22 protein-coding genes are annotated in these 25850 nt (G+C 50.6%); 6 read left to right on the top strand and 16 right to left on the bottom strand.

Annotated features, from left to right (window positions below; genetic code table 11):
• Together allE and allC are read right to left on the bottom strand one after the other, a co-directional pair.
• On the bottom strand, window positions 1-628 hold a 628-nt coding region (gene allE, locus OEL90_RS05995; RefSeq protein WP_300687514.1), incomplete at its 3' end, for a (S)-ureidoglycine aminohydrolase.
• A gap of 28 nt (window positions 629-656) precedes the next feature.
• The gene (allC, locus tag OEL90_RS05990; protein WP_291402164.1) at window positions 657-1889 is read right to left on the bottom strand and encodes an allantoate deiminase; all 1233 of its coding nucleotides are present in this window, start codon (window positions 1887-1889) and stop codon (window positions 657-659) included.
• Between the two features lie 634 nt (window positions 1890-2523).
• On the opposite strand from allC, the gene OEL90_RS05985 reads away from it, so the two are divergent.
• From OEL90_RS05985 to OEL90_RS05960, 6 genes are all read left to right on the top strand, one after another.
• Complete coding sequence (locus OEL90_RS05985) at window positions 2524-3789, top strand: dicarboxylate/amino acid:cation symporter (RefSeq protein ID WP_291402162.1); 1266 nt, start codon at window positions 2524-2526, stop codon at window positions 3787-3789.
• Between the two features lie 416 nt (window positions 3790-4205).
• Window positions 4206-5156, top strand: a complete 951-nt coding sequence (arcC, locus tag OEL90_RS05980; RefSeq protein ID WP_291402160.1) for a carbamate kinase — start codon at window positions 4206-4208, stop codon at window positions 5154-5156.
• A 351-nt stretch (window positions 5157-5507) separates the two neighbouring features.
• Window positions 5508-5954, top strand: coding sequence for an Lrp/AsnC family transcriptional regulator (locus tag OEL90_RS05975; protein WP_291402158.1), 447 nt, complete (start codon window positions 5508-5510; stop codon window positions 5952-5954).
• Between the two features lie 12 nt (window positions 5955-5966).
• Complete coding sequence (pruA, locus tag OEL90_RS05970; RefSeq protein WP_291402156.1) at window positions 5967-7559, top strand: L-glutamate gamma-semialdehyde dehydrogenase; 1593 nt, start codon at window positions 5967-5969, stop codon at window positions 7557-7559.
• A gap of 247 nt (window positions 7560-7806) precedes the next feature.
• On the top strand, window positions 7807-8745 hold the full coding sequence (locus OEL90_RS05965; protein WP_291402154.1) for a ketopantoate reductase family protein: 939 nt from the start codon (window positions 7807-7809) through the stop codon (window positions 8743-8745).
• Window positions 8746-8843: 98 nt separating this feature from the next.
• Window positions 8844-10142, top strand: a complete 1299-nt coding sequence (locus OEL90_RS05960) for an MFS transporter (RefSeq protein ID WP_291402152.1) — start codon at window positions 8844-8846, stop codon at window positions 10140-10142.
• A 134-nt stretch (window positions 10143-10276) separates the two neighbouring features.
• On the opposite strand, the gene OEL90_RS05955 is transcribed toward OEL90_RS05960, so the two are convergent.
• The 14 genes from OEL90_RS05955 to glmS all read right to left on the bottom strand — a co-directional run bounded on the left by OEL90_RS05955 (window position 10277) and on the right by glmS (window position 25452).
• On the bottom strand, window positions 10277-10501 hold the full coding sequence (locus tag OEL90_RS05955) for a MoaD/ThiS family protein (protein ID WP_291402150.1): 225 nt from the start codon (window positions 10499-10501) through the stop codon (window positions 10277-10279).
• A complete protein-coding gene (locus OEL90_RS05950) occupies window positions 10498-12222 on the bottom strand; it encodes an aldehyde ferredoxin oxidoreductase C-terminal domain-containing protein (protein ID WP_291402148.1) in 1725 nt (574 codons plus the stop codon). Before OEL90_RS05950 ends, OEL90_RS05955 begins: the two co-directional genes overlap by 4 nt.
• Before the next feature lie 324 nt (window positions 12223-12546).
• Window positions 12547-13575: a 3-deoxy-7-phosphoheptulonate synthase gene (locus OEL90_RS05945; RefSeq protein ID WP_291402146.1), complete on the bottom strand. Its 1029-nt coding sequence runs from the start codon at window positions 13573-13575 to the stop codon at window positions 12547-12549.
• 236 nt (window positions 13576-13811) lie between these two features.
• On the bottom strand, window positions 13812-14174 hold the full coding sequence (locus OEL90_RS05940) for a P-II family nitrogen regulator (protein ID WP_291402144.1): 363 nt from the start codon (window positions 14172-14174) through the stop codon (window positions 13812-13814).
• A 15-nt stretch (window positions 14175-14189) separates the two neighbouring features.
• Complete coding sequence (locus OEL90_RS05935; RefSeq protein ID WP_291402142.1) at window positions 14190-15401, bottom strand: ammonium transporter; 1212 nt, start codon at window positions 15399-15401, stop codon at window positions 14190-14192.
• Window positions 15402-16299: 898 nt separating this feature from the next.
• Window positions 16300-17877, bottom strand: coding sequence for a citrate lyase subunit alpha (citF, locus tag OEL90_RS05930; RefSeq protein WP_300687507.1), 1578 nt, complete (start codon window positions 17875-17877; stop codon window positions 16300-16302).
• The gene (locus OEL90_RS05925; RefSeq protein WP_300687506.1) at window positions 17877-18815 is read right to left on the bottom strand and encodes an HpcH/HpaI aldolase/citrate lyase family protein; all 939 of its coding nucleotides are present in this window, start codon (window positions 18813-18815) and stop codon (window positions 17877-17879) included. The genes citF and OEL90_RS05925 overlap by 1 nt, the downstream gene beginning before the upstream one ends.
• A complete protein-coding gene (gene citD / locus OEL90_RS05920; protein ID WP_291402138.1) occupies window positions 18812-19096 on the bottom strand; it encodes a citrate lyase acyl carrier protein in 285 nt (94 codons plus the stop codon). The genes OEL90_RS05925 and citD overlap by 4 nt, the downstream gene beginning before the upstream one ends.
• Window positions 19093-19731, bottom strand: a complete 639-nt coding sequence (locus OEL90_RS05915) for a Fe-S-containing hydro-lyase (RefSeq protein WP_291402136.1) — start codon at window positions 19729-19731, stop codon at window positions 19093-19095. The genes citD and OEL90_RS05915 overlap by 4 nt, the downstream gene beginning before the upstream one ends.
• A gap of 14 nt (window positions 19732-19745) precedes the next feature.
• Window positions 19746-20588, bottom strand: coding sequence for a fumarate hydratase (locus OEL90_RS05910; protein WP_291402134.1), 843 nt, complete (start codon window positions 20586-20588; stop codon window positions 19746-19748).
• A gap of 235 nt (window positions 20589-20823) precedes the next feature.
• Window positions 20824-22071, bottom strand: coding sequence for a methylaspartate ammonia-lyase (locus OEL90_RS05905; RefSeq protein ID WP_291402132.1), 1248 nt, complete (start codon window positions 22069-22071; stop codon window positions 20824-20826).
• Window positions 22072-22093: 22 nt separating this feature from the next.
• A complete protein-coding gene (locus OEL90_RS05900) occupies window positions 22094-23596 on the bottom strand; it encodes a methylaspartate mutase subunit E (protein WP_291402130.1) in 1503 nt (500 codons plus the stop codon).
• 18 nt (window positions 23597-23614) lie between these two features.
• Window positions 23615-25012 (bottom strand): methylaspartate mutase accessory protein GlmL, encoded by a 1398-nt coding sequence (gene glmL, locus OEL90_RS05895; protein ID WP_300687504.1) that lies wholly within the window; start codon window positions 25010-25012, stop codon window positions 23615-23617.
• 20 nt (window positions 25013-25032) lie between these two features.
• Window positions 25033-25452, bottom strand: coding sequence for a methylaspartate mutase subunit S (gene glmS / locus OEL90_RS05890; RefSeq protein ID WP_291402126.1), 420 nt, complete (start codon window positions 25450-25452; stop codon window positions 25033-25035).
• Window positions 25453-25850: the final 398 nt, after the last annotated feature.

Raw genomic sequence — 25850 nt, 5'->3', positions numbered from 1 at the left:
ACAGATATAAACCTTCACCTGACAAAATATAGGCACCATGTTCCTGAACATGCGTCTCAACAAACGGATGGCATCCAGGAGATGAAAAAGTCAATATGTGCATGTTCATATCGAAGTCGAGATGAGATGGCAATAGATCTTTTAATTGTACAGATTCCATTCCATCATAATCACAAGATTCAATTTGATTGACGTTTCCTACTACAGCTTTTGGTTCATATCCTGGGAGATGATCATGGCGTTGCTTGTATAATAGTAATTTGGCCACCTCTCCGCTATCATTTTTGAAGCACATATAATCGCTTGGTGGACAATAAAAATAGCCACCTCCATCAAGCGTAATAAACTCACTTTCTGTGTAAGACTTGACTTTTATTTGTCCACTCAAGCAAAATACGAAGGTTTCGATTCCTTCCCCACCAAATCCCTGGAGATTTTCACCTTCAGGTTCGACATTCACCAAATATTCAACAAAACTTGCTCCAATTTTCGGGGAAACCAAAATTGAAATCTTGCAATTCTTGAATCTAGGAATGACATTATTCACAAGACCTTCAGGTGGAACAATCGCGAATTTTCCTGGTCTGATTACTGCTCTTGAACTCAATAGATCCATCGGGTAAGGCATATTCAACACTCCTTAGTATTTGATTCAATTAATAAGCGAGTCTTTTAAGAACATCAATGACTGCTTCAACCCCTACAACCAAATCCTTAGTTTCAGTAAATTCTAATGGATTGTGACTGATTCCATTAACACTCGGGACGAAAAACATTGCTGATGGGTAATGCTGGGCCATTAATTGTGCGTCATGGCCAGCACCGCTGTGCATGACTTTGAACTCTAAGTTGTTTTGCTCACACGTCTCAATAATCATATTTACAAGTCCAGCATCCATTGGAACTGGTATTTCGCTCATATACATATCAACGGTTAGCTCCACATCTGTTTCATCTGCAATTTTCTTCATTTCTTTTTTTGCGAATTCAGTAAACTCTTCTAATGTATCCAGGTCTGTGTGTCTCATATCAACAGTAAAATTTACTTTTCCAGGAACAACATTGACGGCATTAGGCGATACTTCAATCTTACCAATTGTCGCAACCATAGGATCGCCATATGACTTAGCTTTGTCCACAATAGCACTCACCATTTTACTTGTCACATAGACCGCATCTTTTCTATAGCCCATTGGTGTCGTACCAGCGTGATTGGCTTGACCAACGACGCTTACATTAAATCTGCGTTGTCCAACTATAGCCGTCACCACGCCGATTGATTTGTTTTCTCTTTCCAATACGCCACCTTGCTCAATATGTATTTCAATATAATTCTTAATATCTGTTCTCTTTTCGTAATTGGAAGGCATGAAATTAAATCCAGAATTTAACATTGCATCTTCGAATCTTATGCCGTCTGCATCAACCAAATTTTTTGCAATTTCAGGTTGAGCTATTCCCAAAACGTTTTTGACCCCCCAAAAGGTACAAGGAAATCTGCTTCCTTCTTCTTCTGAAATTGATAATACCTCAAGATTCTTTTTTGGAGCCCCTAATGTCTTATATAAGTATTCAATAGCGACAAGTCCTGTAACGATCCCGAATTGACCATCGTATTTCCCGCCGTTCTTTACAGTATCAATATGTGAGCCTACTACTATAGTCTCGTTTCCGTTTTCCGTTCCGGTGACTCTACCGTATAAGTTGCCGACAGCATCATATTCTGATGTCATTCCAATATCACACATTATGGATTTAACTTTTTCCTGTGCAGCCTTCCAAGCGTCAGAATAAAGCAGGCGTGTAACACCTCCTTTATCATCCGCTCCTATTTCTGATAAGCAGTCCATATACTCAGTTAATTTATTCTCTATGCCATATCTACTCACAAAGCTTTCCCCTTTCAATTTTTAATCAAGTTATTCTTGGTTCAACTCGTTAACCAGATATTATCAGTACAACAAATGTAACTCATTGATATATGATGACAAATTTGATGCAGAAGTTTATCAAAGTTAGATAACAAAACAATCTGAAAAAACGAATATACTGTGAACATCAAGCAAACAGGAAATGCATCAAGGAAATAAATCACTTGCTTGTTCAAGATTCATCACTTTGGAGAATATTCAATGTAAACCTTTTATTGGGTGCTCAATATTCAATTTAACATGACTTAGAGATTTTTTATACACAAATTAAATTGTTCATAATTCGAGCAGACCTATACAAAATAATCGCTTCCATTCATATTAAGTTCCTTTTTCTTAATGGCATTGTCGCATACTTGTGCAATTATCAAAAACATCTGAATTATAAAAACTTAGGTGATACCAATTGGGATGCTGTGTAACGGTCGACCACCCAGTTAGTTTTCATAATAAATATTTATAATTCAGTTTTTTATAGCCATTTCTAAAATCTGTATGTTTCATTCCAGACCAGACCATTATTGAAAAACTTAGTAAGAACAAGAATCTACAAAATTGTCAAGGTCTTAATATGAAAAGGAGCGTTGAGTATATGTCTAATGCAAGCGCAAAAAAATCGTCATCATTTAAAATGTCTTTAACAAATCAAATACTTATTGCGACAATTGGTGGTATAGCTTTTGGATCTCTTGTTGGACCTTGGGCTGGCAATATTAAATTTATTGGAGATATTTTTATACGCCTTATTCAAATGTCTGTTGTCCTGCTAGTTATGACATCCGTAGCGGCAGCGATTGGAAACGTCGATGGAAAAAGCGCTGGAAGAATGGGCTTTCACACATTCAAATGGATTATCATAATGACTACATTTGCGTCATTATTAGGTCTTGCGTTAGCTCTCATCATCCAACCGGGTGTCGGCATTGATATTACTAACGGCGCTGTCGCTGCAGAACCTATTCAAGCTTCAGTTAAAGAAACTATTTTAGGCTTTTTTACCACCAACATTATATCTTCAATGGCAAGTGGCGCAATGATTCCTAGTATCATATTTGCACTCCTTTTCGGAATGGGCATGGGTACATATACTCGCAACTCCGGCAATACCGTTGTCAAAGAATTTATTGTTGGTTTTAATGCGGTTATAATGGAAATCATTAAAATGGTTATGAAACTCGCTCCAATCGGCATCTTCGCTTTGTTGTCTGCAGTCTCAGGAACTACTGGATTTAAAGTCATAATTCCGATGCTTAAGTTCTTAGGCGCACTGGCTATTGGTGACGTCATTCAGCTTATGGTTTTCGGACCAATGACCGGCTTATTAACAAAAACGAATCCTTTCAAAATGCCTAAGAAATTCGCCAAAATTGCGATCCTTGCAGCAACAACTACCTCTTCTGCAATCGTTCTTCCTACAAAAATGGAAGACTCCGTAACCAAGTTTGGCGTTAGCCACAGAGTAGCTGACTTTACCGGACCGATCACTATGTCCATGAACGCAAACGGCGCAGCAATGTGCTATGTTATTGCAATCTTTTTCATCAGCCAAGCAACGGGTGTTGTGCTTGCTCCTTTACAGATGGGATTGGCTATCGTACTCTCAATCATGATGTGTATGGGAACAATTGTAGTACCTGGCGGTATGGTCATTGTCTATACCTTCCTTGCTTCCTCTTTAGGACTTCCACTTGAGGCTGTTGCGATTCTGATTGGAATTGACTGGTTCTCCGGCGTATTCAGAACAGTATTAAACAATACAAATGATGTAATGATTGCCATGCTGGTCGCTGACAAACTTGGTGAACTTGACAGGGATGTATACAATGAGACAAAAACCGTGGAGTACCTCACTGCTTAAAATAACAAGTTGTTTAAATTTAAGACTCTAGATGAATATCGAAGTCCCTTTCAAAACATAAAACAATAGTTAAGGAAATGAACGTGATTTAGCAAACAAAATACGCCCAATAATGCAACATCATATTAAAGCAAAATCGCTGAAACTTCATACTTCAGCGATTTTGTGCTTTTAATGTTACTTGATTAAAACAATATTATTTTAATTTCTCACTTATTCTATTAATGAATCGATAATAATGTGATCATTCCACAATATAATTCAAATAACACATACTATAATCGTCATATCCTAACAACCGTTGGTTGCGTATAATAGAAGTGTGTAGGGTATATAACCTCCCAATAACCAGCATCTCAAATTCCGATCGTCGAAAGGAGAGAAGGGCCCACGCCTCGCGCCTGAGCCCGCAAAGAATGAGCAATGCCAGAAAAGTGGTCATCGCATTAGGAGGCAACGCGCTTCAGGAGCCGGGGAGCCCAGCGACTGCCGAGGCTCAACTCGAAGTTGTCAAAAACACCTGTGAGCACCTTGCTGAAATCAGCTGCCGTGGATATGAGATCGCGATTGCCCATGGCAACGGACCACAAGTTGGCCGCATTCTCCTCGCGTCAGAAACCGCAAGAGACGTGACGCCTGCCATGCCTTTTGACGTCTGCGGCGCCATGAGCCAGGGCTATATTGGGTATCACATCCAGCAGGGCTTGAAATACGCTTTGAATAAACGCAATAAAAATATTCCCGTTGTCTCCCTCGTGACCCAGGTGGTCGTCGAGAAGAACGATCCGGCGTTTCAGAATCCTACGAAGCCTATAGGGCCATTTTACTCTGAGGATGAAGCGAAAAAGCTCATGGAGGAAAAGGGCTACATCATGAAGGAAGACGCCGGCCGGGGCTGGCGACGTGTGGTCGCCTCCCCTATTCCGAGAAAGATCGTCGAGCTAGATTCAGTCAAACGACTTTGGGATACGACAATAGTCATCACTGTTGGCGGCGGCGGCATTCCGGTCATTGAGCATTTTGACGGGACTTTTGAAGGCGTCGCGGCTGTGATCGACAAGGATCTGGCGGCGGAACGCCTCGCCGAGGACGTCAACGCGGATATCCTGCTTATTTTGACGGAAGTCGAAAAGGTCGCCATCAACTACAACAAGCCAGATCAAAAAGACCTCGACCATATGACCCTGATCGAGGCTGCGCAATACGTGGATGAAGGACAGTTCGCGCCGGGCAGCATGCTGCCTAAGGTCGAGGCTGCCATTCGCTTCGTTCGCGCCAACCCGTCCAAGCGGGCTATCATCACTTCCCTTTACAAAGCTGTAGAGGCGCTTGATGGCAAGGCTGGGACTCATGTGACGTTTAACTAAAATAGATCTTTTTTAAAGATTGAGTGATTAGATCATAAGGTTTAATAAAAGTCATGTCTGCAGAGATTGTTTCGCGGACATGACTTTTTCGTTTAACGTTATATACTTTTTACAGTTCTTCAAAACCGAGAATTGGAACTGACCTCAAACCGAGAATGTAGACTGACCCCCAACTCAAGACGTTTCTCAATTGGGCCTTTCCCTCCATCCTTTCGTTTCGTTGTCTTAGACACCCGAAATCGACATATGACGAATCCGTAATTTTCTTTTCGTTTGATTTTCTTAATAATACAAACTATTAGTTGCAACACTACCCTTTTTCCTTTACGATCTTCTCAAGGAGGGACTTCCATGGACAACCTCGATATTAAAATTTTAAATTTGCTGGAACATAACGGCCGCCTGTCTCACGAAGAGATCGGCAAGCGGCTTAATATGTCACGCCCTGCCATCCACCAGAGAATTTCCAAACTCGAAGCCACAGGCGTCATCAAGGGTTACTCCGCTGAGATCGACTGGGGTAAAACCGGACAAGGCATTCGCGCCTTTGTCTTTATGAATGTTAAAACCACAGATTTTAACGACATCATGAACCGCGTCATGTCTATTCGCATTGAAGGATTAAAAATTGAAAAATGTTATCGAATTACCGGCCAGTGGTGCATGATGCTCAGAATTCGAGCCAGCGTAACAGATCAGATGACCCAGCTTCACGATGCCCTTCTAAAGATTGAAGGCATGCTCGAAACCTTTACCATGCTGATCCTGACAGAGTCACCACAGCTTGAAGACACTTAGGAGGTCTAAGCTATGCAATTTCACAGCCCCAAAGTCAATCCCTTTGTCAATGAACCCGTCAGAAGCTACCTGCCCAGGAGCCCGGAACGTATTGAACTGGAACGCGAACTAACTAGAATAAAGTCTGAGTGCATCGAGATTCCCGTCATTATAGATGGCAAGGAAATTAGAACCGGCAACACTTCAAATTGCGTTATGCCTCATAATCATCAGCATGTGTTGGGGATTTACCATAAAGCAGGACGAAGTGAAGCAGCACTAGCCATAGACTCTTCCCTGAAAGCAAAAAAGAAATGGGAAAGTCTCCCCTGGTCTTCCAGAGTTGCCATATTCCTAAAAGCTGCCGAGCTCGCTGCCGGTCCCTGGAGGGCAAAGTTGAACGCGGCCACCATGCTCAGCCAAAGCAAAACTTTCAAACAGGCAGAAATTGATGCCGCCTGTGAGTTGGTTGACTTTATGAGATTCAATGCCTATTGCCTGAGTAACCTCTATGCGGATCAACCCATTTCTGGTTTGAGCGCGTGGAATAAAACTGACTATCGGCCACTTGAAGGCTTTGTCTTTGCGGTTGCCCCCTTCAACTTTACAGCGATAGGCAGCAACTTGGCCGCTGCACCCGCAATCTGCGGCAATACGGTTTTGTTAAAGCCGGCTTCCACCGCGGTATACTCGGCTTATGTGGTATACAAGCTTTACGAAGCAGCAGGACTGCCGGCTGGCGTCATCAACTTTTTGCCGGGGGATGCCAGTGAGATCAGTGATGTGATCCTCGGGCACGAATACATGAGTGGTGTACACTTTACCGGGTCCACGAAAACCTTTCAGCACATCTGGAAAGCGGTCGGCAACCAATTGGAGAATTACAGAACTTTCCCAAGGCTGGTAGGAGAAACCGGCGGCAAGAACTTTGTCATTGCACATACCAGCGCAGACGTCAAAGCAGTCGCTCACGGCTTGGCAGAGGGCGCCTTTGAGTACCAGGGGCAAAAGTGCTCTGCCGCTTCCAGGGCATACCTTCCGAAGGGTTTATGGCCTGAGATCCAGACAGCCCTGTTTGAAGAGCTCAGCAAAATCAAAATTGGGAATGTTGAGGACTTTGATAACTTTATGGGCGCTGTTATCGACGAGAAGTCCTTCAATAATATAAAGCGTTGTATTGAGGCTGCTGCGGCTTCTGATGAGGCCCAGGTGATCGCAGGGGGCGGATGCTCAAAAGACAAAGGGTTCTTTGTTGAGCCGACGGTCATCCTCACCACAAATCCGCACTTCATTACCATGGAAGAGGAAATTTTCGGTCCGGTATTGACGGTTTATCTCTATGAGGATGAGGCTTTTGAGGATGCCCTGGCGCTTTGCGATACGACTTCCAAGTACGGCTTGACCGGTTCTGTTTTCGCGACGGACCCCTATGCCATTCAGCTTGCCAATCAAGCATTAACCCATAGTGCCGGCAATTTTTACATCAACGTCCGTCCAACGGGTGCTGTTGTCGGGCAGCAGCCGTTTGGAGGCTCAAGGCTATCCGGTACCAACGATAAGGCTGGTTCCATGTTGAACCTCCTCAGGTGGATGAGTCCGAGAAGTATTAAGGAAAATTTGGTGTAATTGCCGTTGTAAAGAGAAAATGCCATGTCCGTGGTTATGATTCTGCGGACATGGCTTTTTTGTTCAATGTTACAATTACATTACCGTCCGCGTCACCAAGTTAAATATTTGTCAAATAAAATTCAACATTTCACTTTGCATTTTTTCGGTTTTTCAACATTCCATCTTACATTTTTACAGGGTCTTATGGTAAGATTATACAACAGTTTTATAAAATATAATCTTCTTTCCTTGAGGAGGTGGCTCTTTGCAATCTTTGCAATCCATAAACAATGTACTGATCTGCGGCACGGGTGCCATCGGTGGGGCCTATGCCAAAAAAATTGCCGATTATGACCCAAACTGCCTTCGCATTCTGGCGCGTGGCGAGCGGAAACGACGTTATGCGGCGGAGGGATTGGTGATCAATGGTCATCGCTATGACTTTACTCTGGCGGATCCGGACGAGGCAAACCCGGAACCTGCAGACCTGATTTTGGTCGCAGTTAAGGACTACGGCCTGGACTCGGCTATTGAGGACATGACGCCTTTTGTCGGCAAGAACACGCTGATTCTGTCGCTGATGAACGGCATCACCAGCGAGGACCGTCTGGCGGCAGCCTTCGGAAGGTCGCGTGTACTCTATGGCCTGGTGATGAGCATCGACGGCGCCCGGGATCAAAACCGGATCCGCTTCACACAGTATGGCACCGTCAGCTTTGGTGACGCGGACAATTCGGAAGTAAGAGACGAGGTCAAAGCAGTGGCGGCGTTCTTCGACCGGGTGGGACTTGCATACACTATCCCCGTCAAAATGCTCAGGGAACTGTGGTACAAATTCATGGTCAACGTGGGCATCAACCAGGCGGCTGCCGTCGTGCGCGGCGGCTTCGGTGTCTTCCAGCGCATCCCTGAGGCCCACGCCCTCATGCGCTCGGCCATGTGGGAGCTGATCCGGATTACGGAGAAAAACGGCATTGGTCTCACCGAAACGGACCTTGAAAACTGGGACAAAGTCCTGATGGCCATGCCGCCTGAGAGCCGACCCTCCATGCTTAACGATTTGGAGAGCGGCCGCAAGACCGAGGTCGAGATGCTGTCCGGAACAATCATGGCCCTCGGACGTCAGTACGGGGTCCCCACGCCGGTAAATGAGGTCATGTACCGTGCCATCAAGACGGCGGATGCGCTGTCAGGCCAAAAATAATAAATTTGAGCCGATGGTCCCGGTACTTCACACCCCACCGGGATGCAAAGACACGTGTCATTCTCAAAGTCGATTATTTTTAAGGGGGGCTTACCTCAATGAATCATCCTGGTAAAACACAAAAAAAGCCACCCCTCTTTTTTGGATGGTGGATCGTCTTCTTCGGTTTCATGCTCATGGCAGTCAGCTTTTCGATCATCATGAGCTGTCATAGCCTCTTTGTGCTTCCCGTCACTGAAGCGCTGGGCTTTGAACGAGGTGAATTCACCCTGACGTTTACGCTGGTGGGCCTTTCCGCAGCCGCCTCCTCCGCCTGGGTGGGCAGAATACTAAGCCGCAGCCGGCATCTGAAGCGCAGCTTGACGCTCTTCATACTCCTTGCCGGACTGGCTTTCGCTTCATTTTCTTTCGCAAGGGCCACTTGGCAATTTTACCTGATTGCTATTCTTTTGGGACCTGGTTTCGTTGGAAGCTCAAACCTGGCGGGCTCACTCCTGGTCAACCACTGGTTTATCGACAGGCGTGGCTTTGCCCTTGGGCTTGTCGCCGCCGGAAGCGGAATTGGCACCGCCCTGCTATCACCCATGATCTCAGGCGTCATTTCTGGCTGGGGCTGGCAGGCAGGGTATTGGGTAAGCGGCGGACTCATTTTGATGGTATGTTTACCGCTCACCTGGCGGTTTGCCGTTCGAAGTCCTGAAGAAAAGGGATTGAGTCCCCTGGTTAAGCGACCTTCTGATGCAGCTGCCACAGTAAAAACTGTCGAGGCCGCCGGATCTATTGCGACTGAAGCACCAGCAGGTTTTATGCTTTCTGAGCTCAAAGTCATGCCTGCCTTCTGGATGTTTTTTATCACCATGTTTTTCCTCTGTGTCGTGATTGGCGGCTCACAGCTGACTATAGCTGCCTATATGCTGGAGCTGGGCTACTCTGCAGAATTCTCTGCCCTGATGTTTTCCGTCCAGGCCCTTGGCATGCTGGTTGGAAAGCTTAGCTTAGGCGCTTTTTTTGACCGATTTGGTGCAAGACGCGGCATTCTGATAGGCATCTCCGCTCTGATGGTGACCATGGTGGGGTATCTGAACGCTTCCGCAGTCGTCGTCGCTGTAGGCGCCTCAGTCCTGGTAGGCATGGCCGCCTCCATGTCCACAGTCGGCAACGCCTACCTGACGGGCAGCTTCTTTGGGAGCAAGGACTTTGGCAACGTCTATGGCCTGGTCAATATCACCATGATGACCGGCGCGACAACGGGGCCCCTCGTCACAAATCTGATTTATGACCAAACCGGCAGCTATGCCTTTGCCTGGGTTGGCTTTCTGGTATTGACCGGACTCTGCGGGCTCAGTCTCGTATGGCTACAGTCGGTGTTTTTCAAGAGGCTGTTGAAGACGGCGTGACGAAAATTTAGTTGTATATAGAAATGACCATCGGCAGCCGATGGTCATTTTTCTTTCACCTATAACCATAAGAAGGTGTCAACTGGCATACGCCGCTGACACCCCCTTCCTCATGACGTCGCTGCACTTCCACCCTATCCGCCGCTCAGGACGGGCAGGATCTGCACCTCATCTCCGTCCTCAAGGGTATGAGACATTTTCTTTGGTTTGCCGTTAACGAGCACTGCGCCGACCTGTTTTTCTTCAATTCCCAGTTGCCCCAACCACTGCAGGATCGTCATTGGTTTCCATTCCAGCGTCAACGTCTCTGCGACACTGACCTCTTTTTTTATGCCGCCTGGGACTTTGACGACTATCATGGCTTTAGAGTCCTTCGACCTTCTAAATGCGCTTCCACGACCTGCTCCAGTTCCTCCTGCCCCACGTCAAAGACGGTGTTGACCCCAGGCAGCACGCGCTCGGTAAAGCACTCCGGCATTTTGTAATGGGCCTTGGTAAAGCCGGCCTTTTGGTTGAAGAGGTGCTCATTCTTAAGGGTTTCTTCCCCAATCGACTTCAGCCACGGGACATCCACAGACCAGCCATACCTTGCGTTGATCAGATCCGCTATAAGCTGATGCTGGTTTCCAACGGCGCCGCTGCAGAAGATGCAAAAACCCAGGGTATCGTAAACAGCCATGTTTTTCTGGGTGCTGAAGGAAAGCTCGGCTTGGCCAACGCTTGAGGCCTGTTCAATCTGAGCCCGGGCGGTTGCACCATAGGTGTGATCCGCGCCCATGGGTGAAGTGGCGTACGTCACGCCCATGCCTTTGATGGCCCGCGGATCGTAGGCAGGCATAGCCTGTCCGTTGACCGCCGGTACGTTGCGGATCCCAAAGACTTTACCCGTAACCACAGCGCCATTGCCCAGTACGCGGCCCAGAACGGTGCCTCTTCGGATATCTTCCATGAAGCCCAAGGCTGCCTCTGAGTCACCGAAAGCGGCAACCCCCGCTTCCATGGCCACACCTATGGCAGCGCCGGTTTCGATGGTATCAATGCCCATGTCGTTGCACAGAGCATTGAGCCTTGCGACGGTATCCAGGTCAGAGATGCCCAGGTTGGAGCCCAGGAGCCCCAAGTTTTCATACTCCAGAGGGGAAACGATTGCTTTACCCTCTATGTCAGGGTATATATTGGAGCACTGAATCACACAGCCCGGCATGCAGGCGTGGGAGGTTCGGCCGTCTCCGCCCCTTTCAGTAATCACATCAAAGATAGTTTCACCGCAGATCTGGTCCATGCCATCAAACCGGCCAAGACTGAAATTGTGGGTAGGAAGGCCGCCATGACCATTCATGATGCGCACCATAGAAGCTGTGCCCAAGGTTCTGTAGTTGAGTGTGGATGGCGCATCCTTCACCACAGAGGTGTAAGTCTTTAAGGCGGCCATAAAGCCCTCTTTGTCCGCCAGAGGCATGGTGTCCTTTCCCAGAACGACAATCCCTTTGATTTTCTTGGAGCCCATGACAGCGCCAAGACCGCCGCGTCCGCTGAAACGGCCCGGCTTATGATCTGCATCTGTCGTTGCGATCCCCGCTGAGCTGTAGAGCATTTCTCCGACGGGACCAATGCAGCTGACAGCCGCGCCCGGGTAAAGCTTATGTATAGCGTCGCAGAATTCCCCTGTGCCCATGCCAAGATATGCCTCTGCAGGTTCTAGAGAACACGCCCCTTTGCTGATTTTGACATAGTGCCAGTGGTCGTCCTCCGGCTGTTCCTCCAGAATCATGGCTTTTAAGCCCATCTGAGCAAGCCGCATAGCTGTGGTGCCGCCGGAATTGCTTTCCTTAATACCCTGAGTCAACGGACTTTTGGCGCCTATGCAGACGCGGCTGGCACTGGACACATTGGTGCCTGTCAGCAGGCCCATGGCGAAAATCAGCTTGTTGTGACGCCCCAGGGGCTCACAGGCTGGATCGACTTCATCCAGCAGGATCTTCGCGATCAGGCCCCTGCCGCCGGTTTTTAGATAGGACTCAGGTGTAGTCTCGTACTGGATCGTTCTCGTTCTGGTATTGATTCTGAGTATGTTGTCCATAACGCCCTCCTGAGATTTATGTTTTCTTATATATAGTTTAACAAAACTTTGAGGTCAATTCACGTGATTTGTACCTCGATGACGGATGTTCCACAGGGTGGGTTGGGGACAATAGGCCACAGGCCGCGCGGACAACTTTTGATCTGGGGACGCGGACAAGTTTCAACTCGTCGCGGACGGTAACATATCAGTAATAATCACCAAGGATCAGTGTTCATTATTCATTTTTCCTTCAACTCTTCCAATTAAAAAACCGGCAGCGCCCAATCCTTCTGGGCGCCGCCGGTTTCACCATTTTCTAATCATACGTTCTAATTAAATTTCCTATACATTATCCGCAATATAGTACATCAGCTGCTCGGATTCCTCCCAGCCCAGGCAAGGATCGGTAATGGACTTTCCATAAATGTTCTCGCCAATCTTCTGAGTCCCGCCCACCAGATAGCTTTCGATCATCATACCTTTGACCATGCTTCGAATGCTCGGGTCATATTTTCGGCTGAACAGGATCTCTTTAGCGATCCGCGGCTGCTCGTAATGCTTCTTCATGGAATTCGAGTGATTCGTGTCAATCACAATGGCAGGATTCTGGAAGCCCGACTTGTCATACATATGAATGAAGTGAATCAGATCCTCGTAATGATAGTTTGGCAAATTCCGTCCATGAACGTCCACAGCGCCTCGAAGAATCGCGTGGGCATGGGGATTCCCGTCCGACTCCACTTCATAGCCCCTGTAAATAAACCTGTGGCCCTGCTGCGCCGCGTTGATGGCGTTCAGCATGACAGAAAAGTCGCCGCTGGTTGGGTTTTTCATGCCTATCGGCACATCTACCCCACTGGAGGTCAGCCGGTGCTGCTGATTCTCAACAGACCGCGCGCCTACTGCATTGTAGGCGAACACATCCGCCAAATAGGAGTAGTTGTCGGGGTAAAGCATCTCATCGGCACCCGGAAGGCCATAGTCCATCAGGACACGCAGATGAATCTGGCGAATCGCACGGATCCCCTGGCGGATATCCGGCTCCTTGTTCGGGTCCGGCTGATGGGCCATACCCTTATATCCGGCCCCCGTCGTCCGCGGCTTATTGGTGTAAATCCGTGGGATCAGGATCAGCTTGTCCTTGACCTTCTCCTGCACCAGCGCGAGCTTCTCGACATAGTCGCAGACCGATTCCTCGTTATCCGCCGAGCACGGCCCAATGATGAGCAGAAAGCGATCATCCTTCCCCTCCAGCACCGCCTTGATTTCGTCGACGCGCTGGTCCCTCTTCTTCTTTGAAATAAGTGATAGAGGCTGTTCCGCGAGGACTTCCTCTTTACTTGGCAACCGTTTGATAAATTTCATTCCCATATTAAACACCCCTTTAAGTCCACTGCGTTCACATAAAATTCTATGTATTCAGAACACTATATTACGAATCGTTCCAAAATTCAAATTGATTTTTTGGAAGGATTCGTTAAGGCGTTGAAACATGGAAGTATCTGTATATTGTGTCACCAGTTCTAAAAGCTTTTTGCCGATGGTCATTGTCACTCACAATCTCGCGTGGAGTGGCTGCGACCATCGGCTGAGCGCCTTGCCCTTGATCACTTTGGATCCTTAACCGCCGCCGGTCCCCGCTCCGCCGTCCGGATGCGCACCGCGTCCACCACGTCGTAGACAAAAATCTTGCCGTCTCCAATATTCCCTGTCTGCAGAATCTTTAGAGCCGTCTGAATCGCCGTCTCCACGGGCACCTCGCACACGACGATCTCCACTTTCAGCTTCTGTTTCAGATTAATTTCCACCTGAACCCCCCGATAGTACTCCTTGTGCCCCTTCTGGAGCCCGCACCCCAGCGCGTTCGTCACCGTCATCCCCGTCACGCCAATCCCGTTCATGGCTTCCTTCAGGTCCTCAAACTTGTCAGGGTTCATGATGATTTCAATTTTGCTCATCTTTTCAACCATTGTCCGCGCCTCCCTCTAAAGATCCATATATGCCGCTATGCCGTGCTCGATCCCATCCAGACCGTGCAGTTCCTCGCTTTCCTCAACCCGGAGGCCGATGGTCGCCTTAATCCCCACAAAAGTCAGGAAGGCCAGCCCCATGGCCACCGTCGCGCTGATCCCAACACCAATGATCTGAGCGGTCAGCAGCGTCATCCCGCCGCCATAGAGGAGGCCGCCGTCCATGGACAACACGCCCACTGCCAGCGTTCCAAAGACGCCGCAGACGCCGTGGACTGAAATCGCGCCCACCGGATCATCTATGCGCAGCTTCGTGTCAATGTATTCAACTGCAAGCAGCATCAGCACGCCGCTGACCGCGCCTACTAGGATTGCGCCGGCAAACGAAATCTGGTTGGCGCCCGCAGTGATCCCGACCAGTCCCGCTAAAGCGCCATTGAGGGTCAGGCCTGCGTCAGGCTTGCCATATTTGACATTGCTCAAAATCATGGCCGCAATGGTGGCTGCCGCGCCGCTGATCAGGGTCGTCACTGCGGCGTGCGCAGTCGCTGGTGACGTGATGTCCAGCGTGCTGCCCGGATTAAAGCCGAACCATCCAAACCAGAGGATCAGGACGCCCAGCGCGCCTAGCGGAATGTTGTGTCCCGGGATCGCACGCGGTACCCCGTTTTTATATTTACCGTTTCTCGGTCCAACCATAATGGCGCCAATCAGCGCGCAGAACCCGCCGACCGCGTGAACTGCCGTGCCGCCTGCGAAGTCTCTGAATCCGACCACACTGGAAAGAAATCCGCCACCCCAGATCCAGTGGCCTATCAAAGGGTAGATGACCGTTGTCGCGACGACGCAAAAGGCCACGTAAGAGAAAAATTTCGTGCGTTCCGCCATGGCGCCTGAAACGATGGTCGCGCAGGTCGCCGCGAAGATCGCCTGAAAGAAGAAAAAGACGTCAAAGGAAATCCCGGCGACCGACTCCGGCGAGCCCATCAGCACAAACTGATCGCTGCCGATCAGGCCGCTGACATCCGTCCCATACATCAAGGCGTACCCCACGACATAATATCCGAGAACGCCTATGGACACCGTTACGAAGTTTTTCATGATGATGTTGACGGCGTTTTTCGATTGCGTAAATCCGACCTCGACCATAGCGAAGCCTGCGTGCATCAGGAAAACAAAAACACTGGCGATTAAAACCCACATGGTATTCAGGATCATGGTATCCATTTGACAGTTCCCTCCTCTTCTGTTTGGCATGCCCATTTCAAGAGCCAAAGCACGCCGATGGTTGACACTCACAAACCTGATCGCTTTATGGTTTGCGGTTTGAAGTTCATTCCGAATTTTAGCGCTGACTTCCAGTATGATTCGGTGAAGTCTGCAAGTTTAGCTTGCAAATAGGACGTAACGTAAAATAGCTGATAAATGAAATTTCCGATTCCTTTGTATTCATTTACAGACAATCACCACCTTAGACTTGTTTTTGCATCAATGCATAATTATGAGCGCGCTTTGTTAATATAGTATATGATTTTAGAGTCGTTCACTTCCGTTGTCAAGTGCTTTTTCATTAACAATTGACTTTTTTCAGAGATTTATTGTCAAATAAACAAACAATTACACATATAAAAACAATATTTGTTCGTTTTTTAGCAGATTGTATACAATGTGCCATATTGTATATTTATATACAAATGATCATTTATACACAATGCGTCTCCTCACAAAGTTTTATAAAATGAATTTTGATTTTGTGTGAATTGCAAGATTTCAACCAAAGAAATGAAAAAGGAAGGAAAATGGCACGCCATTTTCCAGTTCAGGTTGGGTGTCAGACACTCAATCTGATTTGGTGTCTGACACTCGTTCAGTTTTGGTGTCAGACACTCAATCTGACTTGGTGTCTGACACTCGTTCAGGTTTGGTGTCTGACACTCATTTAAGTTCGGTGTCTGACACTCACTTCGATTCAGTGTCAGTTGCGGTAATAATTCTGTAATATTTCGCAGCGAAGGTCGTTGGGCACACTTTCAAAAAAGAAACCCTATCGCGGGAAGTCGCACCGGACTTCCCGCGATAGGGTTTCTACCATTTCTCTCAATTCTTTTCTTCTTTCTTCCCCAACCTACTTCGTTCTTCTCACAACATCCACCACAGTACCATCCCGGTATTCCACCACGGCGACTATGTCATCGCTAAAGGTTACTTCATCCGGAATGCCTGTCATGGACTCCGCCAAAGCCAGCAGGGCCCCAATCGTAACCACTTTAAGTCCAGACGCTTCCAAAGCAGCAATCAAATCCTGCCGCGCCGGATTCACCGCAATGCCATGATCCGTTACTAACACATCCACCGTTTCACCCGGTGTTGTAATGGTGGTGACGTGACGGCGGACGATTGGCAGTCTGGCTTTGACCAGCTGCGTGACCACCATGGCCAGCTTCGCGCCGGCCGCCGTATCGCTGTGGCCGCCGGAGCCGCCCATGATGGTGCCGTCAGAGCCCGTCGTGACGTTGACGTTGAAGTTCAGGTCAATTTCCGTCGCCCCCAGGATCATCACATCCAGCTGATTGACAACGGCACCCTTGCTGAAGGGATTGGCGTACATGGAAGCGTCCATCGGCAAATGTCTTGGGTTGTCTCTGTAAGACTCAACTGCCCTGAGGTCGAAGCACTGAACGTCCAGCAGATTGTTGAACAAGCCTTCCTCCAGCATATCCACCAGGTAGCCGGTGATCCCGCCGGCCGCGAAGCTCCCAACAATCCCGGCCTCTTTCATCATGTCCTTGAGCTCCGCCGCTACCGCCAGCGACGTGCCGCCAGCACCGGTCTGGAAGGAGAAGCCGTCCTCGAGAAGTCCCGATGCATGAATGACCTGGGCCGCTTTATGGGCAATCGCCAGACCCACCGGATCCCGGGTAATGCGCGTGGTGCCGGAGACAATGCCCTGGGGATCCCCAATCGACGGCACCTCCACCACATAATCCACCATGGTCTGCGTGATTTCAGCCGGCGACGCAGGATACGCCACCAGGTGATCCGTGATCGCCACCACCACCTCCGCATACTGGGCATCCGCCACCGCGTAGCCCAGCGCCCCGCAGGCCGACTTGCCACGGACGCCGTTGCAGTTGCCATACGGATCCGAGCATGGCGCAGCTATAAACGCAATGTCGACAGGCAAATCGCCGCTCTCAATGGCCCGGGGCCGTCCGCCATGGGTCATCATGACCGCCGGCTTTTTCAGCCGCCCCTGGGACACCGCCTTCGCCACCGGTCCAGACATATAGTTCGTCGCCAGGCCCGTCACGACGCCCGCGTCGATCAGCGCCACCAGAGGCTCGTGGACCGGAAAAATCGAGCTGACCGCCAGGGTCAGATCCCGCACACCCCGCCGCGCGACCGCTTCCATAACCAGGTTGAGCACATGGTCGCCGTTGCGCAGATGATGGTGAAAGGACAGCGTCATGCCGTCACGCAGCCCGGCCCGATCCAGCGCTTCCTCAATAGTTGCCAGAAACTTCGTCTGCCCGGGACGCACAGATTTAGAACGCCTTGGCCGATGGTCAGAAATTCCCACCCCAACATTGGCAAACGCCCCTTCAAAGGCCCGCACCTCGCCATAGCCCTCGATATACTCAGGAAGCGGCTGGCGTCGGGTTTCCCCTGACGCAGGCGCAATTTCAAACTCAATACCATGCATCACACCAAGCCTCCTTCTAGAGAATCATTTGCGTTTTTTTCATCCTTTGAAGCAGTTGAACCCTTAACCATCCCGAGCTTCTCCGCCAGGGCCACCATCTGGCGGGCCCGCTGAATAATTGGCGCATCCACCATCTTGCCGTCCAGCGAGAAGACGCCTTTACCTTCTGCCTCGGCTTCTTCCATGGCTTCCAGCACTCTGAGGGCATACCGCACCTCCACCGGATCCGGCGCGAAGCCTTTGTGAATGATGCCCACCTGACGCGGGTTGATCGCCGCCTTGCCGGTAAAGCCCATGGCTTTCGCCTTGCGCGCATCCGCCAGCAGCCCCTCGTGGTTGTCCACATCCGTAAACGGCGTATCCACCGCGTCCACCCCATGGACCTTGCAGGCTACCGCCACCTTATTCCGCGCATATTCAATTTCCATGCCGCCCATAGTTCTGGCAACCCCCATATCCGAGGTATAATCCTCGCCGCCAAACAGAACTCCCACAAGCCGCGGCGACGACGCCAGGATCTCGTGAACATGCTCGACGCCTGCAGCACTCTCAATCAAAGCAAAGAGCTTGGTCCGCACCGCCTCGCCGCCAAGCTTAGCCGCCTCATAGGCTGAAATCCGCGCCTCAACTTCCTGAATAGACGCCACTTCTGCCTTGGGAATCAGCAAAATGTCCGGCTGAACCTCCAGCATGGCCTCCAGGTCGAGAGGCCCATACACCGTCGTGATTGGATTGATGCGCACCGTCACCTCTGTGGTCTTGAAAGACCAGCTTCGAAGGGCCTTAGTCACGAGCTTTCTCGCGCTGTCCTTTTCGCTGAGACTAACGGCGTCCTCAAGATCCAGGATGACCGAGTCCGCGCCCAGCACGCTGGCACTCTGAATCATACCGGGATTGTTGCCGGGCACAAAAAGCATAGTTCTTCGAAGCCGCTTCACAGGATCACCCCCGGTTCCGCCAGCGCCCTGTCAAGGGCCGTTTCAACCCGGGCTTCAATAGTATAATCCAGCGCGCCCCGGTCCTGAGCCAGAATGCTGATCTGAGTCACACCCCGCGCCGCCACAGTCCTCAAAATAGTTTCCCGGATCTGACGGCCAAACTGAGCCAGGACAATGCTCTGGAGCTCCAGGGTCACCCCTTCGGCCTCTGAAGGCGACACCATAATAAAGATGTCATTGGACTCCAGAGTTCCGGCTTTGGCTGTTCTGGTCACCCTCATACCTCGTCACCTTCCCCGGCACCTGCAGCATCAGTAACATCACCTGCAGCGCCATCCCGCTCCGCGAGATAAGCCCGGCGTCCAATGTCATAATAATTCGCGCCTGTGCTGTCTATGGCCACAATCGCAGGAAGATCCACGACCTCCAGTCTGCGCACCGCTTCCGCGCCCAGCTCTTCAAAGGCAATCACTTCCATGGACTTGATACTGTCCGCAATCACCGCCGCACCGCCACCAATAGCCGCAAAATAAACCGCCTCATTTCGAACAATGGCGTCAATAACCCCTTGATTTCGAGCGCCTTTTCCAATCATGCCCCGCAGCCCCAAATCCAGCAGCCGCGGCGCGTAAGCATCCATGCGGCCCGAGGTCGTCGGACCCGCAGAGCCTATGACATTGCCCGGTCTCGCAGGAGACGGTCCCACGTAATACACAATGGCGTCCCGCACGTCGAAGGGCAGATCCCCGCCCTGGTCGAGGGTCTCCACCATGCGCTTGTGCGCCGCGTCCCGAGCCGTATAAATCACGCCGCTGATCAGCACGGAATCCCCTGCCTTCAGCTCCAAAGCCTGCTCACGGGAAAGAGGCGCCGTAATGCGGATATCTTTTTGAATGTTTTCAGTTTTCTCCATCATAAAAACCCGCCTCCTTATAAGGTAAATTCCACGTGTCTTGCCGCGTGACAGTTTATATTGACCGCTACCGGCAGCCCGGCGATATGGGTAGGATAAGCTTCAATTCGCACGGCCAGCGCCGTGGTTTTTCCGCCAAAGCCCTGAGGCCCAATCCCCGTTGCGTTGACTTTTTCCAAAAGCGATGCTTCCAGTGCCTGATAATACGGATCGTGATGCGCCTCATCCAGCGGACGCATCAGCGCCCGCTTCGCCAGACCCGCCACCAGGTCAAAGGTCCCGCCAATACCAACACCTATGACAATAGGCGGGCACGGGTTGGAGCCAGCCAGTTCCACCGTCTCCAGGATAAAGTCCTCAACGCCTTGAAGCCCATCTGAGGGTTTGAGCATTTTAAGCCGGCTCATATTTTCCGAGCCAAAGCCTTTTGGCGCAATGACGACCCGCAGCTGATCCCCGGGCACCACGCGCCACTGGATCGCCGCCGGTGTGTTGTCGCCGGTATTGACCCGCTGAATCGGATCCCCAACCACGGATTTCCTCAGAAAACCCTGGCCGTAACCCTGGCGGACACCCTCGTTGATGGCCTCTTCCAGCGAGCCCCCCTCAATGTGGACCTCCTGACCCAGCTCGACCAGTACAAAGACAATCCCTGTATCCTGGCAGATGGGATAGACACCCTTGGCAGCGAGATGGTGGTTTTCGACAATTCGGTTTAGGATCCCTGCGGCAGGCTTGAAAGGCTCGGATGCGGCCGCCGTTTCCAGCGCGTTCATGACATCCGACGGCAGCCGGTAGTTCGCTTCCAGACAACTGTTTTTCACCGCTTCTGTAATATTATTGACGTGGATCTGTTTCAATCGCTTCACCTCATTAAAATGGGTTTTCCATAGCAAAAACAATGTCACTTGTTAAAAGTTTAGGCGGCACCGACCATCGGCAAAAAAAATTTTAATCCTTTACCGAAAGTCGAGACCAAGCCCCGGGCCTCCTAATGCAGACGCAGGGTCCGGGCGGGTTTAGCCATCACTTTCCTGACGGTTCACCTTTACCCAGACCCTGCTGAAAATCACATACTGTTTAGTTGTGCATTCACTACGCGCGCTGGCGTCTCGCCGCGAGGGCCACAACGCGGTTCATTTCATTATTGACGATCATGAAGCCTTCGTCAACACCCATGCCCGGCTTTGCAAGCACTTGAGATGCGTCGCAGGCAATCGCGATCTGTGTCGTGATCTCCGCCGAGCGGGCCGTCTCGTTGCATGTGCCGCCGCTGTAGGCTCCGAGATTCTTTTCACGGCAGTAAAGCAGCGCTTCAATGATATTATTGACGCCGCCAAGATCCGGCGTCTTAACCTGAAGCATATGACCCGCCTTATTGTCAGCGAAGAACTTGACGTCTTCCAGCGTGTTGCACCATTCGTCCGCGACGATCTCCACCGGAATGCCGCGGGCGTCTATCATGGCGCAGAGGTCTTTCAGCGCGTGCATCTGCTTTTCGCGGTCATCCACGTCCATAGGGCCTTCAATACGAAGCTGGAACGGCGCCGCAGCTTTTGCCAGAGTCTCGATATAATCTGTCATTTTAGCCAGATCATTTTCAAAGGCTATGCCGATGGTCCCGTAAACGTCAATATGGAAAATAGGATTATAGGTTTCATCCGCTCTGAGTTTGATGACGCGGTCTCTGAGCCATTCCACATAAGCATAAAGCAGCTCACCCTGGCGGCCCAGCTTCGTTTCAACGTGGTTGATCAAAGCGTGTGGAATGACGTCAATGCCTTTGATGATCATTTTATCGACGTTGTCATAGCGATCATCGCCGGATTGGGCGAATATAGGGATGCGTTTGATATCAACGCCTGTGTTGTATTCCTTTTGGACGACTTCAGCCATAGTTATGCGCTGCGCTTTCGCTACCGCGTCAAGAAGGGCTTGAGTAATGCCATAACGGATCGCTGTGTGCATGCGTTTTCCGTTAATCTCCATCTTATCAAAAGCTTCCGCCAAAGGTTTAAAGGAAGTGAGCTCCATGCCAATCAGCTTAGGAGCGATTTCTTTTTCAATGACTGGAATAAAGTCAGCCGCAATGAAGAGCGGATCGCGGCCGCCGGCGCCGGAATATTGAACCGCGGCGCAATCTCCGTGAGCCACTTGGCCGTCCTCGAGGATCAGCATGACTGAAATCGCTTCACCAGCTACGCGGATGGCATGGAAACCCGGTGTCATGGTCGCGCCCTGGTAAGCAAAGCCATCCAGCGTCGCGCCTTTTTTTATGGCTCTTTGATCGTCAAAATAGAAGCCAGTTCTTCCTGGCGCACAAACCACATCAATAATTTTCATGATATCCACCTTACCCCTTCTGCTATTCGGTTTTATAGAGATATTTTTTAATGCTCTTCGCTGCGTCTGTCTCCGTTTCAGGCCGACCAATCAGGTTGCCCTTGCTGACGGCATAAACGTCATCAATGGTCATTTTGAAGTCGACTTCGCGATGCTCGTACATGGCGCGCTCTTCGAGCTTATTTCGGTTGAATTCTTTGATCTCATCAGAGAACGGCACGTTGCCAAAGTCGAGGTAACGGATCGCGCCGTCATTGTCACGGGCTGGCATCATTTTGCCTGCATTGTAGACAGATGGGGCGAATGGAATGTCCAGAACGCCGGCTTCGAAGGCTCGGACTGTACCGATGGCGAGGTCGCCATCACCCAGTTCAAGGACTTTGTCAATGATGCACTGGGTTTCGGCTTTGATCATGCGGCTCTCGTTGATCTGCTGGATACTGAGCGGCATTTTCTGCTCCTGAAGGAGATTGAGGACCATCTTTGTGGCTCTGATGCCCTGAGCGTTCGCTTCTTTGGTAGGAACGCCGTAAGCTTCGTGAGGTGTCTTGACGATAACTTTGGTAGCACCCGCCAGGGAAGCTGCGATCGCGCCCAAAGAGATGACGCCGAAGGCTTTGGACTCATCCTGCGGGAAGCCGCCCATCCACTGGTGGAAGACGGTGGTCAGGTAAACGTTGTTATAGCCGGAAGCTATTAAGTATTCATTGCACTGATCTTCGAGGGCTCTGATGGCCGCGACGTCCTGAACCAGGTTGCCGCACTGGCCGTAGCCCACGGTGATATTCTTGACGCCCTGCTCTGCCGCGAGGAGCGCTTCGATGATCGCCACAGCATTGGACATACTTGGCGGTACCAGCGTTCCTGTCAGCGGACCGAACGGCTCGCGGTTAATGGAAATGCCTTGCTCTTCATAGTAGCCGACGAGGCGGTCGCAGTACTGCCAGTCTGTAATAGTCTTCTCGAGACTGACTTTCTTTGCGTAAGGAATGTTGTAGGAAATGCCGCCGCCCTCATTGGAGGTCCAGCCGGCCGCGTGGATGATTTCGGAAAGAAGGCGGGCATCCGGTGTGCCGTGACGTGCTTGGAGCGGCAGATTGACGGATTCGAAGACTTTTCTGCAGCCGTGAACGCCATGATTGACGCCCGGGAAGCCGTTCAGGAGAGAGCGTCCCTCTCTGCGGCTTTCCGTGATGCCGCGTTCGCATTCGTTGTATTTGTTTTGTCTGGTATAGCTGTCGATAGTGCTTGGCAGCAGGTCCGCGCCGCCTTCAGTGTGAAGGAAGTTGAGGAGCTGGATGTGCTCGTCGATGAGCGCGACACCGGCACGAGGCTGTGCCAGCGTGATGCCGTTTTCCTTCGCCCAGCGAAGCTTCGCAGGGAAGCTTTTGTGCTCCGGCACTTGCTTCAGAAAAGCGACGTTGGCTTCGAGATCTATGCCTTCGCCGGTCGGCCACTGCTTGAGGACTTCTTCGCGGATGCGTAAAAATTCGTCCATGGACAATTTCTTATTTTTGAGTTCCATTTTGTATCCCCCTATAAGTTAGAGCGTCACGATATGCCGCTTCATGATTCTGAGCGCAGTGTCGGGATGGTCCTGCGAGAGCAGTCCCATGGCCGACAGGATGTAGTCCTGGTCCAGCTTGAAGGCCGGTGATTTAGGTCTTAAGCTCGTGGGTGTCTCCTGGTCGTAAAGTCCTTCCTGCAATATGGCTTTAGGATTTTCGCTGGCGACCAAGACACCGCCTGTGCCTATAAAAGCCGCTGCGTTGCCGAGGTCTTTGCCGAGCTGTGAAATCACGACCCCCATGGGCGAGTAATAGGATTCGAGGCAGCCTGCGTGGCGTTCTACGGAGAGGGCGACTGCAGCTTTGGCAATGGCTTCGTCCATGTGACGTTCCTCGGGCGACTGCGGGATCATGTCTGGCTGCAGACTGCGGTGACGGCAGGCAGCGTCGACATCGGCTAAATCATCTTTCAGGTAGGCGCGGATGCGTTTGGATCCGGCGGCCTCCTTGAGTGACAGTGCCGAGTAGCGCATGCCCAGGTCGCCTTCGACGGTGCGTTTGGCGAAGGGCTCCTCGAGCCCCTTTTGCGTCACGCCCGGCTGAGTCGGCTCGCCGTCGCAGATGGAGTAGACGTCTGTGGTTGCGCCGCCTATGTCCACCATGACCAGGGTGCCTATGCCGTCCTCCAGATCGGTGCCTTTCGACAGGAGCTCAGCGGCCTTCAGGACCGCTGCCGGGGTCGGCATGAGAATGTCGTCGATCATGCCGGTGGCGGTGTGGATGCCTTTGGCGTGGGTGATGCGCTGCATGAAGATTTCCCGGATTTCCTCGCGGGCTGGGTCGACGTTGAGCACATTGAGCTTTGGCATGACATTGTCGGACATGCTGTAGATGAGCTCAGCTTCTTTAAATAAGTCGTCGATGTCATCCATGGCGGATTTGTTGCCGGCCACGACGATGGGGACCGGAAGCTTCGCCTCCGCGAGGCGCTTTGCGTTGTGAAGGATGCAGGTCTGATTGCCGCCGTCCGTGCCGCCTGCCAGCAGGAGCATGTCCGGTTTTAGGGCTGCTATTTTTTCGATGTCCCGACGGGTCAGATCGTGGTCGAAGACTTGCAGCACTCGTGCGCCTGCGCCGAGGGCCGCCCGCTTGGCCGCCTCCGCTGTCAGCTCCTGGACCAGTCCTATGGCCACCATTTTAAGGCCACCTGCCGCCGAGGAGCATGCCAGTTTTCGGTCGAACTCAAGGTCCGGGCGGCCTTTTGCTGCGAGGGTCGCTTTCAGCTCGACCAGCGCGGCTTCATAGCCCGTCATGATATCGGTTTCGACAGTAGTATAGCTTTTGGCAGTGCCCAGGATGGCTTCAGCGTTTAAATCCACGGCTGTCAGCTTGGTGTAGGTGCTGCCAAAATCGATGAGTAAGTAATTGTTCACTTTAAAGACCCCTTTCGAGGCTATTCTGGCTTAGGAAGCTTGAGGTCGTCCCTCAGGTCGCGGATGCCTTGCTCCGGGTCTGCACCCGGTGGGTAGACACGGTTGAAGCCCATAGCGAGGAATTTCTCTTTGACTTCCTCCCAGTCGTGTTTGCCGACGACCAGATTTCCGCCGACGTAGAGGAGCATGTCGTCGAGACCCGCCTCGTCACATTTTTCTCTGAGTCCGCGGCAGTCGATCTCGCCGTGGCCGTAGAGAGACGAGATGATCATGGCCTTCGCACCGGTTTCTTCCGCAGCGTTGATGAATTCCTCCTGGGAAGATAGGACACCAATGTTTACCACGTTGAAGCCCGCTTTGCTGAATGCGTAATCCAAAATTTTGTTGCCGACTGCATGACAGTCCGCGCCTATGACTCCAAGTACAACCGTATTCGTCATTCTTATGCCTCCGTTTTCACTTTGAAGTGGATCGCTTTGTTTGATATGAGAATATCATATTCTTATTAAATTGCAAGTAATATTTCATAATTTTATTGTTTTGTCACCGAATATGATATTTTTTGCATTTTATCTTGCATTTTTATTTTTGTTTACACGTTCAAACCATTGAAAAAACTAGTTTTCCATAATTTTTCAGTCGGTTGTATGATTTTGTCTAAAATCCTGATTTCAAACTTTTTTCAGGTTGGTGACGCGGACAGTTATTGATTGAGTGTCAGACACTCAATCAAACTCGGTGTCTGACACTCAGTTCATTTCGGTGTCTGACACTCAGTTCATTTCGGTGTCTGACACTCAGTTCATTTCGGTGTCTGACACTCAGTTCATTTCGGTGT

The organism is Acidaminobacter sp., assembly GCF_030247605.1.
Taxonomy (GTDB): Bacteria; Bacillota; Clostridia; order Peptostreptococcales; family Acidaminobacteraceae; genus Acidaminobacter.
This window is presented reverse-complemented; position numbering and strand designations above follow the sequence as displayed.